Genomic DNA, 15,212 nt, shown 5'->3' with positions numbered 1-15,212 from the left:
CGCCTACGTCCCGTGATCTGTATTGTTGTATTTCGTTTCTTCTTAAATTTTTAAAAACAAAAATTATGGTTGGAGCCGCCCCTCTAAGAAACGGTGATTGGACGTTTCTTTCGAGGAGCATGAGCTTCAAGAGGAGGTATCCTGATTTGATCTGGAGATCCTTTTTAGCTGGCCCAACGTGTACAACAAACTCTTCGGACCTAGGTCCTGAAAACTTTAGCCTAAGGTCTAGGATTTTTTTTGGCGCTTTGCTTAGTATTTGATTTTACTGGAAATTAAGGACCCAAAAATTTTTGACCTAGGTCTAGTTGAAGCTCGACCTAGGACTAAAAAACGATGATTTATCAAAGTGTTATGTTACGCGCTAGCCGCTATGGGAGCTTGATATCCTGATCTACAGGAATATTACGATCAAATACGAAGTCGGCGTTCTGCTGAACGAGCTCTGAAATCAACGCATCTTCTAAAGAAACCAGCTCCACTTTGTTCGAGAATCGTCCCACTCTATAGCTTCCAGATCTCGCAACTACGTAATAAGCAATGTCGAATGAAGCCTCAAGTGCAACATGCATCCTTCCCATAATTGCAGCTAATTGTTCTCTATTAACAATGCTTTCAGGTAAATTTGCCAATACAAGCAATGGCGAAATCATCAGATGTCCCCAGGCAAATCTACCAGACAAATAGCTCTTCCGAGAAACCTCATGTATGATTGCTAACTCAGCCATCAAATACAACGAGGAACTTGAATTTAAATATAAAAATGCTAATTCATTCCTAAAGATATAGCTCAATAACTTAGAGTCAACATTCCTACATTTCTTATCTGCCAAAATACCGGCAATAGAAACTGCATCTTGCTCAAGCATTCTTGCCTGCGCCCATCGCAAAAAGAACACTGTGGACAACACTTCAGAACATGCCTTCAGTTTAAACGAAGTTATATCTGCCATAGACGACGACAGTTGAATTATCAAAGCCCCACGAATATCCAAGTTCATTGCTCGCTGACGAAAAATGAACTCCCCACTGTGCATCAAAGAACTAAAGACCTCTCGTCTTTCTAGCAATGTGTACACATCAGCATTGCCCCTATTTACCACAATATCAAATATCTCATTTACCTGGTCGTCACTCAAATCTATATCTATTTTGCTTAAAAATATTGAAACTTGCTCTGGGGTTTCATTCATAACAGCGTTTTTAAGAGCGTCGTATTTTGAGGAAGAGATTGCAGCCAATTTATCTTCGGGCACATCATCTTTTTTCGAAAAAGAGCATCCAGCAAAGACTAAAACAAGCACTAATAACGCTATACAATTTTTCATTAATGCTCCTCCTCACACTCAAAAAAGTTCTTAATACCAGTTAACGACACAACCACAGATCGTCGCTCGTCATACCTGTCCATCGATTCGAAATCAGATATCAGAGCTCTCCCTGAGCCCACCTGAATTCTATTCTCTTTCTGAACTGCAATTTCGTAGGCCATCCCAGATTGATCTGGGAATAAAGAGCTCAGCTCATAGCGCCACGCTACTAGATCAGACTCATTGCTGAATGGATTCCCACAAATCTGCCGAAACTTAACCAAAAAAAACGGATTCAAAATCCCAATAAGATTCTGGTTTTCCGCAACGATAGTTGACCTATGGGGAATTCTTGCCGCCAAGGTCTTTAGCAAAGCCAAGTCACCTGAATAAGATCGCAGAATATCAAAAAACTCTTGAGTAAATATCTTTGCAAGACGTTGGCTGGAGATATTCTTACACTGATCGTGATTCAATATGGCCGCAGCGGCATCATTAAGCGCACTGCGGGAGTTTCGAGAACGAACATCTCGCAACTTCTCCAAAGTCATTTCACAAGGGATAGAGTTTCCCGCGAAGACCTCAACAATTTTCAGAGTCGAACCCGTCTCAAGGCTCTTGGACAGATGTGCCATAGTAAGTTCAACTTGGGAAGTAATAACAGCTCTAAACCTAGCGGGATACAAATCGACAGAATCAAATGCGCTTTTTCCATCAACTTGCAAAGGTACAAATGGTGAAGCACCATAGCTCATGAGCACTGCTGCGATCTCAAAGTCACCTCTCCGTAACGCAACAGAGAGAGCCGTTTCACCTCTCCAAGAAGCATTAAGGTCTATATCAGGATTCTGCTCAATAAAAAGTTGAAGATCATACAGCCTGCCGGCTACCACAATATTCCAAAGAGCTTCCTCATCTGTCAGCAAATGAGTTCTATTAGCGGAAACTTTGTTGCCGCTACCATCTTTTTCGGTGGGATTCTTCTTGAAGCTACACCCAGCCAAGATTGCCACCGAAAGCAGAATGAAACTCAAGCTTTTTAAAACCACTGCATTCCTTCCGAAAAAGACAGCACATTTATACCGGCGAATGTCTGATCATTGAAGTTACTTCTGACATACTCAAGCAGAGGAACCTCGACTACGTACTGAGCGCTTTTTTTAAAGCTCGCATGACGGAATATAATTTCACCATTTTTTTCGAAGAAGATTCCTTGATGGGAAATATCCAAATCGGTGCCAATAAGGCCCTTAACATTCCAGTTTTTTCTTGTGATGTTAATAACGCCAGCCTTCGGAAACCTCTTTATCAAGTCGGGCTTATCGGCTAGCAGCTCTTTGCTCAGAAAATTCAAGCGAGACATCTGGGGTTCCAGAACTCTCGTCTTATCCAGAATGGTAAGAATCTTAGATTCTTTGTCGTCTTCGGTCAGAATCATAGACGGAGCCTGCTTATGATACCAAGATCTCTTGTCGATTACAGTCTCTAAAACGGAAGTCTCGCCCTTGCCGATCTCTGCCGTTACATCCTTTAGAATACCTAACTTTTCAGCATTTGGATTCCAATCTACGCTTGTAAAATGATTGCGCGACACAAGACCAACAGAGCCGCTTCTGTATCTGATTGCATTCATATTCTTCTTAAATTGAGGTTCACTAAACGATATGGCAAGTGCGGCAACGGTTTCCACCAACGTCGTACAATCAAAAGCATCAAATCTATAAAGTGGGTCATTATCGAAAGCTGACTGAGATCCTTCTCCCAGAGCTCCGCCAAGATATGGTCTTCCTAAGAACAGACCAGAAAAATACTCTACCCTATGCTGAATTGAAAGCTTCTCCAGCTTTTCAACATTCGATTGTGAGTACAATTGTTTAAGATATAAATCTGCACGATTCTGGTCAAACTCTGCGAGCGCAGATTGCGCCATTAGCAAAATAGAAATCGACAAAAACGTGAACTTCCGGGCTAGATTCATATACACCTCACACCCCCAACACCCGGGGGCCGCATGGCATACAAGCAAGATCGGGGCTGGAAGCTACTGCCTTCTACGGGGGTTAGAGGCAGAAAAAGGTGTGTATCAATTTGACACGGCGACGTTTTCAGACACTCCGTCTGTGATCTGGCCTTCGGCCAAAACGTCTTTGCGAAGACCTGGATAACCTCGTCGTTCACGGGCCGCCACAGCTTCACTTTCCGTGGCCATGCGATAGTGGATGCGACTGCGAGGATCTCCGAATCCCAGACGAGCCAGGGGATTGTTTTTATCTTTGTGATTTAAAAAGCCCGTAAAGAAATCAAAACGGCCGGCTCCATTGATGCCGCCGCCCGCATCGCGAATCACCAGGAAACCATCGTGGACTTCGCCGTTGGGCATTTGCACGCCCACCAAGCGGGGCACGTAGATCACTTCCCCGACCTTATGAATCTTCAGGTCCGCCGCAACTGAGAAGTACGGATCCAGACAAACACTGCTGACTCCATAACCATAGGGGCACTTCTTCAGATCCGTTACTATGAAGCGCGCCACGCCCTCTTTGGTTGAATGGTAGTTGTAAGACGTCAGCACACCATCGTCCTCAACAAAGCAGGATCCTTGCATCAGACAAGACTTGTAATCAGCTTCACATAACGTGGCCAGGGTGATCCCTTCCGGGGAAAGAATTTCGCGCAACTGGGAGGAGGCACACTTTGTTTTACCCAGTTGAATTGTCGGCTTGTAGTAGATCGTTGGCGTCATTCCGCCCGTGTCCGACGATGTCTTGGGAGCCGCACATGAAATCAAGGTGGATGAAATAAAAAGGAGCGACAACAGCATTCGTACCGACTTCATATTTAAGCTCCTTTCCAACAGGCTCAAGATATATCAAACCTTCGGCCTTTTGAACGGAGCACCCGATAAAATACAGCAAAGTAGTGAAAACCTTACCGGGCTGTCAAAACTTTAATCAAGACGACGCATGTACTTAAGCAAGTAATCGTCGACGATGCGCTGATAATTCACTTTGGTCAGCGCCTGATTAAGCTTCTCAACTTTACCCTTGTTGTGGATGTTGAACGCAAAAAAGTGATCCTTATCCTCGACAATGCGAGTGCTCACAGACACACGCCCGGCAAGCTTGGGATGAGTCACATGCATTAAGTAGCGGGCATTATTGATATCCATCAAAGCCCCATCCAGCTGCCCCAACGCCACCTTCCGCAGGTTCGTGTCATCACTCTTTACGGCCTCCACCTTCAGCACCTTTTCCTCAACCAACCGATTGAACTCCCTTGTGTTGCCATATCCCTCAGTGATGCCGATCTTCTTGCCCTTAAGATCACTCAGCTTGGTCCACACCAACGGTCTTGAACGCTGCTGGATAAGTCCCAGAGGAGATCTAAAAAGCAGGTTTGAAGGACTAAATCCGGGACGAAATGTCTCGGGCCAAACAGGAAAGAAGCCGACAACTTCAGGTCGCTCGCCTCTTTTGATGGCCTGGGTCCAAGGATAGAAAACAAATTCGACGCTGACACCGACGGTTTTCAGCGTGTCTTTCAGGGCTTTGGCGGCGGCCCCGTTTTCTGGGCAACGAGAACAAGTGAACGGTGGCCACTCCAAAGTCGTTACAACCCAGCGCTCAGCAAGGGCCGAAGAGGCAAACAACTGTATGACGAGAGCTAAAACAGCGCCTTTGATTACACTCATTTAACATCTCCCTCGAACGACTAGTTTCATGCCTAGTTTACTCGCTTTTTGCAACTCGCCCATTGCCCATGGAACACCTATACGATATCACTAAAACTGCATAGGCTAATCAAAAAGCATGACGTTACGTTTAAGAATTTTCTTATTCAATCTTATCTCTGTCTTTCTTGCGACATTTGTTGTTGCGTTGATTGGCCTCAAGATCGTGGAATCCACAGTCATCGACAGCACTTATGAAAGACTCACTCAGATTCGCATCAGCAAAACCAGTGCTATTGAATCCTATTTCCGAGATCTGCAGACGGCCATCAACCTCATATCCTCTCATGAATTGACCGACAATCTTCTGCAGGACAAGCGTCTGGACAGCCATCCAGAATTCCGTCGCCTTCTGGACAACTACGTTCTGGACTTCAACATCTACGACATGGCCTTGGTCAACAAGGACGGCGCCGTGGTCTATACCACACGCAAAGATATCGAAGATGGCGTCTCTGTCTTCACCGGCTTGCCTCCGGGGGTAAAGCTCAAGGATGTGTACACCTGGGGAGTGAAAGCGCAGGAGGGTTCAACCCTGTTCCTGGACTTCGACAAAGATGCCCTGAATCCCACCTCGGCAACGGGCTTTGTGGCCTCCCCGATCTATCGCAATGGCAAGGCCCTTGGGGTTCTGGTCCTGAAGATCTCTATTTCTGAGATTGATCGCATTACCAGCGACAACTACGCTTGGCCAACTCATGGAATGGGTCAAACCGGCGAAACTCTGATTTACGGCGAAGACTGGAGTCTGCGCAACACCGGACGCTTCCGTGTTGAAGCCGGCGCCCAGGGAGAGACCGGCCAACTGGAAGCCGAGGTCCTGTCTTCAAACCGTGGCGATGAGGATATCAAAAAGATTGAAAACCTCAGTGAAGTGCGCGAACTGGGCACGGACTATCGAAATCAGAAGGTCATCCGCTCTATTGGTAAGATCTATCTGCCGAATGGTGAGTTGTGGTATATCCAGACCAAGATCGATGAAAGCGAGGCCTTTGCCGTCCTGGACCGCATTGCCATCGCCTCCAGCGCCGCGGCCGTTCTGATCTTTATCCTGTTCTTCTTTGCCACCTTTGCCGCCACCGGAAAAGTCGTGGAACCCATTCAGCTTCTGACGGATCGCCTGGAAAAACTGGGCACCAGCAACCTGACCCAGAAGATCAACTATAACTCCCGCGATGAAATCGGTCTTCTGGTCAGCAAGTACAATCAGCTGGCGGACCGCTTGGAAACCACGACCGTTTCCAAAGAGTTCCTGGACAGTGTCATTCAGTCCATCAAATCGTTCCTGTTCATTGTCAAAGTGAGCCACCACGAGGACTGGCGCCAGTCTTCGTACGCGATCTCTCAAGCCAACGAATCAGCGCTTAAGTTCCTGGGCTATTCCATCAATCAGATATCCCAGGTGGATTTAAGAAAACTGATTCATGCCCAGGACGAATTCAACAACTACACCTGGCTGCTGCAAACCCGTCACAGTATCGAAGCTGAAATCATAGCCCATGACGGACGCCGACTGCCGATCCTGATGAACTGGACGGCACTTCCCAACCGCACCAGCAAAGATCTGACTTTTGTGTTCGTCTGCACTGACATCACCGATCGTATTACCGCTGAACAAGCCCTGATCGAGGCGCGTGAGCAGGCCGTCAAAGCCTCTCAGGCCAAGTCCGAGTTCCTGGCCCGCATGAGTCACGAAATCCGCACTCCGCTAAACGCCATCATCGGAATCACGGACATTCTGGCGGAATCCGACCTGAAACCCGAACCGGAACAACTGGTCAAAGTCTGCGCCAATGCCGGAGAAAACCTACTGGCCCTGATCAACGACATTCTGGATATTTCCAAGATCGAAGCCCGTGAAGTCCGTCTGGAGAAAATCGCCTTCGACCTGGAATCCACAACCACCAACATCTGCGACATTCTGAAACAAAAGGCCACCGAGAAAAATCTGCAGTTCAGCCTGACCATGAACCTGCCGAAGGACCGCGCGCCACTGGTTGTCGGCGATCCGACTCGCCTCCGCCAGATCCTGTTTAATCTGATCGGCAACGCCATTAAGTTCACACAAAGAGGCCGCATTGAGGTTCACGTCGACTTTGAAGGCAATCTGAACAGATTTGTGCGCTTCTCAATCAAGGACACCGGGACTGGAATTCCAGAGGACAAACAACACCTGTTGTTCCAAAGCTTCGTGCAGGCAGACAGCTCGATCACGCGTAAATACGGTGGAAGCGGCCTGGGTCTGACAATTTCAAAAAATCTGGTGGAGCTCATGGGGGGACGCATCTGGTTCCAAAGTGAAGAGGGCAAAGGAAGTTCCTTCCACTTTACGATTCCGTATGTTCCTACAGAGGGCGGCCTGGAACTGGCAAGTTCTGAGATCTCCATCAGTGGTGCACCGGCCCCGGACCGAGGTGAAGAGACTTTACTGACTCGCACCGCACGCATTTTGGTGGTGGATGACACCGAAGACAATCGCTTCCTGCTTTTGACTTACCTTAAAAAATTACCATTTGAAGTAGTACAGGCCGAAAACGGAAAAGATGCGGTCGAGAAAGTTCTGGCAGAACCATTTGATCTGATCCTGATGGACATTCAAATGCCGGTGATGGACGGCTATGCGGCAACAAGAAAAATCCGCGAGTGGGAGCAGAAGAACCACACCAAGCCCACCCCTATCATCGCAGTCAGTGCCAACGCCATGGCAGAAGATGTTCAAAAATCTTTGGATGCGGGATGCTCCGAACACATGACCAAACCCATTAAGAAGTCAGCTCTGCTGGAAATGATCCAGCGATATATAAGCTAAGACTCCACCAGCTTCCCGTTACGAATGGTCGTGATTTTATTGGCCATCACCTCAACGTCGCGCTGATCATGTGTGACCAGCAGGGTCGGAATTTTTTCCCTCTCGATAACATCCTTGACCAACTTACGGCTTTCTTCCCGCAGTTCCTGATCCAGGGCTGAAAAGGGTTCATCCAGCAGCAGAAGACGCGGCTCCCCCATGATCGCGCGCGAGATCGCCACGCGCTGCTTTTCCCCGCCAGACAGCACAGAGGCCGGCCTGTTCAGAAAGGGTTCCATTTTCAAAATTTCAACAAGCTCTTTCATTCTGGAGCGTGCCTTGCCAGGCTCCACTTTGCGAGCCCGGGCGGCAAACATCATATTTTCTTCCGCCGTCAGATGCGGAAACAGATCCAGCGTCTGAAACACCACACCCAAACGACGATCCGGTGTTTTTAACCGAGCCAGATCCAGTCCCTGGTAAGTCCACTTCATGCCGGGACATTCTTCTAAACCCAGCAAAATGCGAAAGACCGAGGTCTTGCCCGAGCCCGACGGCCCCCACAAAACGGTGACTCCTTCATCCAGGATCTCCCATTTGTCTATGGACAATTTGAAGTCGCCATAATCACGGTGCAAATTTTCGACTAAGGACACGGCTTCCTCCCACACAAATCAGGAAACAAATCAATCCGGCAACAATGATAAGACTGCTTAATACGATGGCCTGATTCAAGCGATAACCTGACATCAAAGTTTCAGTCATCATGGCAATGCTTAAATCACGATGAGCCAGAATGCGCGAAACCGCAAAATCACCACACGCCCAGATCGAAGCCACACCTGCCAGCAGACCTGCCCGACGCGATAATTGCGGGAACAACACTTCGCGGAAGATCTGTCCGGACGAGGCCCCCATGGAATACGCCACAGTCATTTGATTCTGCAAAGCATGAAGTTCAGAATCCCAGCCCATACGGAACAGGCTGTTTAAACTTAAAATGGTCAGTGCCAGCGGAATTTTAAAAAAGGGAAATAAACCTTCATTAGGTCCTAAAATCAGCAAACTGAAACATGCCAACGATGTCGAAGGAGCAACATACCCATTCAAGAATCTTTCAAACCATTTTTTGGGCCAGCAATAGGCAATCCACATCAGACCCACATAACAAAGAAGGCCAACGGACAACCCCAAAACGATACTGCCTAGAAAATTCCAGATCAGCGCGGACTGCAGTTCATAGAAAGTGGAAATCATCGCCAGACCTGAAACAAAGCCCTGCACATATCCGAACAGATACACAAAGGAAAGAACGGCGATCACTATCAGCCCCGAGTAGCTGCGCAGTAACTTCAAATTGGCGGGCCGGTGATACAGACTTCCTTTGCCTCTGCTGGCGATAAAAGACAGAGCAAAAATAAACACCGACTGCAGGAAGGCCAGCAGAACCGCGTCCCCCCACTGACTGGATAAGCGGATCTTTTCATAGATCAGAACTTCAACGGTGGTTCCGCGCCCCCCGCCGACTATCAACGGCACTGCAAAACTGCCGAAGCAAACCACAAAGATGAACAGCCCCAGAAGCCAAATATCTTTCTTTAACATCGGCAGCAGTCCCTGACGCAGAAATCTGAACCGGCTGGCCCCTTCGACATACGCCAGCTCAATGATTCCACCCAACTTGGTTTCGATCGTTGATGCCAACAGCACTGCCACCAGTCCAAAGTTCATCAGGCTGTGAATAATCACAATCCCAGAAATTCCCATGGGGAACGGATCAATCACACTTAAAGCCGACAACAGAATAAAAATCGGCGGCAGAAAGTTCGGCAGCAGACACAACAGCTCCAAAACAAATCTCAAACGACGTGTCCGGGGGGAATTCAATGACAACAATCCCAGCGCGACCCAGAAGCCGATCAATAAAGAAAAAACGGCCGACAGTGTGGCCTGAAGAAAGCTGTTTTTAAAGGCCCACGCCAGCTCGCCCATATCGGGCCAGCTGGTCACCTGAAACTGAGTCAGCAGGAATAAAAAAGGGAAGATCAGGAAAAGAACCAGTCCTATCCTGAGCGCCTGACGAAGATTCAATTGAGTTCGCCCCGGCGGATTTCAGTCCAGCGACGCAGAAGGCGATCCACTTCTGTGGCAGAAAGAATCTCAACCTGCTGCAGGGTTTTCACGTTCATCAATGGAGCAAAAGGAGTGTTTTCCATCACGCCCTTCATCACCGGGAACATATAGTTCTTTTCCATGATGATCTTTTGACCTTCTGGAGAAAGCATCAAATTAACAAACTGTTCGGCCAGGTCACAGTGCCGACAGAAATCCGGAATCCCCACAAACTCGAACTGCACCGGAAGCGCTTCTGTAAACGGCAGCGCCAGATAGTCTTTCTTTTTCTCTTCAGTTTCGTGATACAGCGGAGAAGTCACATACGAGTACACCAACTTGGTCTGCTTGTTGGTGAAAAGTCCATAAGCTGTTGACCAGGTCGGGGAAAAACTGTGAATTTGCGACATCAGCTTTTGCAGATAACGGAAGCCCTCTTCCTCACCTTTGGAGCGAATCACCCAATACAAAAACTGCATTCCCGGCGAACTGGTGCGAGGATCCTGCAAGGCGATTTTTTTCGCCAGCTCTGGTGCCAGCAGGTCATCCAAGGATCCCGGCATGTGGAGCAGTTCTCCACGACGGGCCACGAACGTCAAAGCGCCCCAGTCATAAGGCACAAAGTAACTGTTTGCCAGTGCCGGCTTCACAGCATCATAGACATCCAACTGTCCCAGGCTGAGCTTGCGCCAAGGTTGTTCAGCCGTCGCTTTGGAAAGATCAAACTGATCCAACCCCACGACAACATCCGCGCCCAGACTTTCCCCTTCGATTTTCAGACGCTGAAGCAAGATGCCCGAATCGCTGCCTTCGATAAATTCAACTTTGCACTTGCAGGTCTTTTCAAAAAGTTCCTTCAAGAGCGGACCCGGTCCCCAACGGCCGGTAAAAGACGCATAACCAAACACTCGCACCGTCGGCAAAGAGCTGGAGGGAGCGGCATTGTCCGTGCGATTTAAAACCGCCAGAAACAACGTCAAAAAGACAACAGAGATGAAAAGAACAAAATGCTTCACAATTTACCACCAAAGACCGCGACGGCGCTTGTAGAAGTAATAATCAAACCCAAGGCAACGACCGGCTCCGACCCAAGCCAAAATCAGATGAATCGCCAGGAAGGTCTTATAAAGATCTTCTGAGGCCGGTCCTGAAATAAAGAGCATCGTCACACACAACAACACGCCCAGCAAAGCCACCGGACGCACGACATATCCGACAATATAGGAAATGGCGATGGCAAATTCCAGACCCAGAACAATAAAGGCCACCGTCTGCCAATTGGGAATCATCGTGCTGCTGGCGAAAATTTTAAACCAGTTCGGTGCATGACTGGCCGGCAGCCACTCGGCCATTTGATCAGCGATGCGTGGACGAGTCAGATAGTCACCGCGATATTTCAAAAGGGCATGTTCCAGGTAGTAATAACCCAGGAAGATTCTAAGGAAAGAAATCGGCAAAAGATGACCAACGTATTTAACGCTCTCAAAGAATGAAACTAACATGAAGACATTGTGAACTAGACACCCTTCTTAGGGCAAGTCTCCTCGAGAAAGCAATGACTGCATGCAGGTTTTCTCGCCTTACAGACAGCTCGACCATGGGAGATCAGATAGTGCGATAACATGATCCAATCTTCCTGGGGCACCAGCTTGGACAGCTGACGTTCGATCAGCACGGCATTGTCTGTTTTGACCCACCCCAGGCGATTTGCCAAACGGGTCACATGAGTGTCCACGACAATCCCGCTGGGAATCCCGTAAGCATTGCCCAAGACCACGTTGGCCGTCTTGCGCCCCACACCTGCCAGCTCGACCAAAGCCTCGAGGTCTTCCGGCACATGGCCCTTATGCTTTTCAACCAAAGCCGTCGCACAGGCCTTCAGATTTTTGGCTTTATTCTTAAAAAATCCCGTGGAACGGATGATCTCTTCGATAGACACGACCGGGGCCTTCGCCATGGCCTTGGGGGTTGGGTATTTCTTAAACAAATGAGGTGTCACCATGTTCACCCTCTCGTCCGTGCACTGGGCGGACAAGATGGTGGCAACAAGAAGCTCAAAGGGATTTGTGTAGTTTAAAGCACAATGAGCGTCGGGGTAATATCTCTTGAGAAGTTCAATAGTTGCATGAACTGAGGCCTGCTTAGCAGAAACCTTTTTACTGGTCACCATCGTTCCCGATAGCTTCAACTGGACAGCCTTCCATCGCCTCTTTGCACAGAGCTTCTTCTTCCGGAGTTTCAGGCTGTTTTGCCACGAAAGCGTGACCGTCTTCTTCGTGCATGGAGAAGTTCTTAGGAGCCGTCAGGACACAAGCATCACAGGCAATACAAGATTGATCCACGAACATTTTGCCGGGCTTATTTTCTTTCCAACTCTGACCTTTATCTGCCATTGCAATCTCCTTAGGGTGCCAAGCCGCCTTAATATAAGCCTTTTGCCCTTGATGTCAAATCCCCTTCCCGACTTGGGTCGCATTTTTCAGGCCGTCCTGTGTTGAATGCTGGGTTCCCCCTCGCCCCCCGTATAGTATCTATATATGTGCCCCAGGGAGGGATAATGGAAGGACCTCGTTCTCCAATGGAAGCTGAGCTTCCTCAAGTTTTGGACTTTTTGAATAAAAAACTAAGAAATGAAGCCTCTTGGTCAATCGCCGCAGAGTATCCTACGGCCTTTTCCTCTAACAACTTGCACAACATGCGCATTATTGCCGATGAGGGCGCCGTCCTTTCGCATGCAGTGTTAAAGCCTCTCATTATCAAATCCCCGCATGTCATCTTCAAGGTCGGCGCTATCGGGTCGGTGGTGACGGATGACCAGCATCAGGGCCAGGGCTACAGCACCCAAATCATCAAAGACTGCCTGAAGTCGGCCACGGAACAATCCTGTGATATTGCCATCTTGTGGACGGACCTGTTCGATTTTTATCGCCGTATGGGGTTTGAGCTGGCCGGTTCCGAAATCAGCTTTGTGATCGAGGATGAGTTCGACATCCCGCCCATCAACCTGCGTTTCTCGACGGACAATAAAGTTTCTCCTGATGCGATCTATCGCCTTTATGCGGCTCATTCCGTGAACTCGGTGCGCACCATTGAAGAAACCAGAAAGTTCCTCTCAATCCCACAAACCAAGGTGTATACAGCCTGGGAAAGCAACGGTCAGCTGGCAGCCTATGCCATTGAAGGCAAAGGGGTCGATCTGGGGGGCTACATCCATGAATGGGGCGGCTCTGTTTCCAAACTGATGGCGCTGTTCAGCTTTATTCGCTCGCAGAAAGGTCAGCCTTACACCATTATCTGCCCACGCCACGCGCAAAATCTGATCAAAGCTTTGCAAACCAAAACAGTGACTATGAACAACGGCTTCCTGGGCATGATCAAACTTGTGAACTTTGACCAGTTGGCCGCGAAAATCAAACGTGCCTTCCGCGCCGAAGGTGTCGCGGATATCGTGCTGGAAAAGCACCCACAGCACTTTGTCTTTGGTATCGGTCAGGATCTTTACACCATTAACAATGAAACTGACATGGTTCGTCTGTTGTTCGGCCCAGTGGACTATCGTGCCCTGGGAATTTTTAAAGAAGAAACAGTTCTGCAGTTTGAAAAAATTCTGCCTCTGAATCTTTGGATCTGGGGATGGGATTCCATATGAAGCGCTACTTAAAACCCCTGCTGCCCGTTTTGCTTTTAACCTCTGCTATTTCCTGCGTGAAAACGCCGGAAATGGAAGATGAAGAAAATCCGTCCACCCTTCAGGAGGTCGCCGGAGCTCTGGGGGATGCCTGGGACAATGCGGATCCTCTGACCATGTCCGCCAATGACTTCGTCTTGCAGCGCACTTACCGCAAAATCGAAACTGGTGAAGACAAACTTTGGCTTCAGGAAGGAATCACGATCTCCAAAAAGGAAGAACGTGAAAATGACTGGCTCTACACATATCTGTATCAAACCGAAGTGCTGACCTCTGACGGCAACACACAGCAAAGCACTCAGGAAGAGCATCGCACAGTGACAAAGGCCGCTCCTGCCGTCGAAGTCATGGCGCGCGCCGCCCGCCTGAAGGGTGAAGTATCCACTATGGCTGATGACTTGCAAATGTCCTTGGGATACGAGCGGGTTTTGGGTTTGGCCTATGCCTGCCAGTTGTCCGATGCCCAACAAAAAATTTGCAAAGAAACTTTGGGTTACGACAGTTGCGAAATCAAGTGCTTCAATCTGAAAGTGTCTGAAGAGATGCGCCCGGCACCAGACCTGATGAAGACACAACCCAACTGTGGCGGTTTAAGCAATTGCACCATGAAAGTAAAAACTGTGTCGTTTGACTGGGCTGCTTACTACAAGAAGGGTGAAACGACCGAGAAGCAAAAGGTCAATTACAGTGTTTCAATCACTCCGGATCTGCCGTTCTTCTCGCGCGTGACCGACTACTGTTATCGCGCGTTGGCAAGTGCTGGCGACCAGAAAGCCCTGGTCACCGTCTGCAGCCGCTTGGCAAATTATCAAAAGGGCGGAAACTAGATTCCGTCCTCCTTCGTTGCCATGCCCCCACGAATCCGCTAAGCTAAAACCTCTTTCGGGAGGTTTTTTTATGAAAAAAGTGGCCGTTGTTCTTTCAGGCTGTGGCTTTAAAGACGGAAGCGAAATCACTGAGGCTGTGAGCCTGTTGATTGGCCTGAACCAGGCCGGTGCCGAGGTGTCCTGCTTTGCTCCCGATCTGCAAATTTCTGTCACCGATCATCTGACCGGAAAACCCTCCGGAGAAACACGCAGCCTTTTGGCTGAGGCCGCACGCATTGCCCGTGGCCGTATCAAAAGTTTGGACAAGTTGCACGCCAAAGACTTTGATGCTGTTGCCTTTCCTGGCGGCTATGGGGCAGCCAGGAACCTTTGCAACTGGGCTGAAAAAGGCGCTCAGTGTGATGTGAACCCTGAGGTCAAGCGTGTGATTCTGGATTTCTATAATTCCAGCAAACCAATCGGGGCTCTTTGCATTGCTCCCGTGGTGGTAGCCAAGGTTCTGGGCGACAAAAAAGTCACTGTCACGATTGGTGATGACCCAGAGACGGCTGCTGAAATTCAAAAAACCGGCGCTATCCATGAAGAATGCCCGGTGAATGACTATATCACTGATCGCGAAACCAAAGTAGTGACCACACCAGCGTATATGTACGGCGATGCAAAACCCAATGAAGTGTTCGCAGGTATTTTCGGCCTGGCCCATGAATTGGTGGAGTGGGCTTAATAACGTTTAGACAAATAAAGTTAAGTTAGGATT

The 15,212-nt window shown here is 48.6% G+C and carries 15 protein-coding genes; 4 read left to right on the top strand and 11 right to left on the bottom strand.

Annotation, left to right across the window (positions count from 1 at the left end):
• Positions 1–371: 371 nt before the first annotated feature.
• The 5 genes from ACZ5ZV_RS03490 to ACZ5ZV_RS03470 form a co-directional block, all read right to left on the bottom strand.
• Entirely contained in the window at positions 372–1,328 is a 957-nt protein-coding gene (locus ACZ5ZV_RS03490) for a hypothetical protein (RefSeq protein WP_464120042.1), read from the bottom strand.
• Positions 1,328–2,359: a hypothetical protein gene (locus ACZ5ZV_RS03485; RefSeq protein WP_464120041.1), complete on the bottom strand. Its 1,032-nt coding sequence runs from the start codon at positions 2,357–2,359 to the stop codon at positions 1,328–1,330. The genes ACZ5ZV_RS03490 and ACZ5ZV_RS03485 overlap by 1 nt, the downstream gene beginning before the upstream one ends.
• The gene (locus tag ACZ5ZV_RS03480) at positions 2,350–3,288 is read right to left on the bottom strand and encodes an N-acetylmuramoyl-L-alanine amidase-like domain-containing protein (protein ID WP_464120040.1); all 939 of its coding nucleotides are present in this window, start codon (positions 3,286–3,288) and stop codon (positions 2,350–2,352) included. The genes ACZ5ZV_RS03485 and ACZ5ZV_RS03480 overlap by 10 nt, the downstream gene beginning before the upstream one ends.
• A gap of 105 nt (positions 3,289–3,393) precedes the next feature.
• Positions 3,394–4,146: a 3D domain-containing protein gene (locus tag ACZ5ZV_RS03475; RefSeq protein WP_464120039.1), complete on the bottom strand. Its 753-nt coding sequence runs from the start codon at positions 4,144–4,146 to the stop codon at positions 3,394–3,396.
• A gap of 111 nt (positions 4,147–4,257) precedes the next feature.
• Positions 4,258–5,001: a substrate-binding periplasmic protein gene (locus ACZ5ZV_RS03470; RefSeq protein ID WP_464120038.1), complete on the bottom strand. Its 744-nt coding sequence runs from the start codon at positions 4,999–5,001 to the stop codon at positions 4,258–4,260.
• A 118-nt stretch (positions 5,002–5,119) separates the two neighbouring features.
• On the opposite strand from ACZ5ZV_RS03470, the gene ACZ5ZV_RS03465 reads away from it, so the two are divergent.
• A complete protein-coding gene (locus tag ACZ5ZV_RS03465) occupies positions 5,120–7,849 on the top strand; it encodes an ATP-binding protein (protein ID WP_464120037.1) in 2,730 nt (909 codons plus the stop codon).
• Here ACZ5ZV_RS03465 and ACZ5ZV_RS03460 read toward each other — a convergent pair.
• From ACZ5ZV_RS03460 to ACZ5ZV_RS03435, 6 genes are read right to left on the bottom strand one after another with little or no spacing between them, the layout of a single operon-like run.
• A complete protein-coding gene (locus ACZ5ZV_RS03460) occupies positions 7,846–8,484 on the bottom strand; it encodes an ATP-binding cassette domain-containing protein (protein ID WP_464120036.1) in 639 nt (212 codons plus the stop codon). The two genes, ACZ5ZV_RS03465 and ACZ5ZV_RS03460, sit on opposite strands and share 4 nt — an antisense overlap.
• Positions 8,456–9,919: an ABC transporter permease gene (locus tag ACZ5ZV_RS03455; RefSeq protein ID WP_464120035.1), complete on the bottom strand. Its 1,464-nt coding sequence runs from the start codon at positions 9,917–9,919 to the stop codon at positions 8,456–8,458. The genes ACZ5ZV_RS03460 and ACZ5ZV_RS03455 overlap by 29 nt, the downstream gene beginning before the upstream one ends.
• Complete coding sequence (locus tag ACZ5ZV_RS03450; protein ID WP_464120034.1) at positions 9,916–10,956, bottom strand: thiamine ABC transporter substrate-binding protein; 1,041 nt, start codon at positions 10,954–10,956, stop codon at positions 9,916–9,918. The genes ACZ5ZV_RS03455 and ACZ5ZV_RS03450 overlap by 4 nt, the downstream gene beginning before the upstream one ends.
• 3 nt (positions 10,957–10,959) lie before the next feature.
• Complete coding sequence (locus ACZ5ZV_RS03445; protein WP_262553639.1) at positions 10,960–11,442, bottom strand: DoxX family membrane protein; 483 nt, start codon at positions 11,440–11,442, stop codon at positions 10,960–10,962.
• A gap of 14 nt (positions 11,443–11,456) precedes the next feature.
• Positions 11,457–12,110, bottom strand: a complete 654-nt coding sequence (gene nth, locus ACZ5ZV_RS03440) for an endonuclease III (protein ID WP_464121384.1) — start codon at positions 12,108–12,110, stop codon at positions 11,457–11,459.
• Positions 12,097–12,333 (bottom strand): ferredoxin, encoded by a 237-nt coding sequence (locus ACZ5ZV_RS03435; protein WP_464120033.1) that lies wholly within the window; start codon positions 12,331–12,333, stop codon positions 12,097–12,099. Before ACZ5ZV_RS03435 ends, nth begins: the two co-directional genes overlap by 14 nt.
• A gap of 164 nt (positions 12,334–12,497) precedes the next feature.
• Between ACZ5ZV_RS03435 and ACZ5ZV_RS03430 the strand changes: the two genes are divergently transcribed.
• From ACZ5ZV_RS03430 to elbB, 3 genes are all read left to right on the top strand, one after another.
• A complete protein-coding gene (locus tag ACZ5ZV_RS03430; RefSeq protein ID WP_464120032.1) occupies positions 12,498–13,589 on the top strand; it encodes a GNAT family N-acetyltransferase in 1,092 nt (363 codons plus the stop codon).
• Positions 13,586–14,455, top strand: coding sequence for a hypothetical protein (locus tag ACZ5ZV_RS03425; protein ID WP_464120031.1), 870 nt, complete (start codon positions 13,586–13,588; stop codon positions 14,453–14,455). The genes ACZ5ZV_RS03430 and ACZ5ZV_RS03425 overlap by 4 nt, the downstream gene beginning before the upstream one ends.
• A gap of 70 nt (positions 14,456–14,525) precedes the next feature.
• The gene (gene elbB, locus ACZ5ZV_RS03420) at positions 14,526–15,179 is read left to right on the top strand and encodes an isoprenoid biosynthesis glyoxalase ElbB (protein ID WP_464120030.1); all 654 of its coding nucleotides are present in this window, start codon (positions 14,526–14,528) and stop codon (positions 15,177–15,179) included.
• Positions 15,180–15,212: the final 33 nt, after the last annotated feature.

This window comes from Bdellovibrio sp. HAGR004, assembly GCF_055397015.1.
Note: the sequence above shows the minus strand (reverse complement) of the source record. Positions and strands in the feature narration are given on the sequence as shown.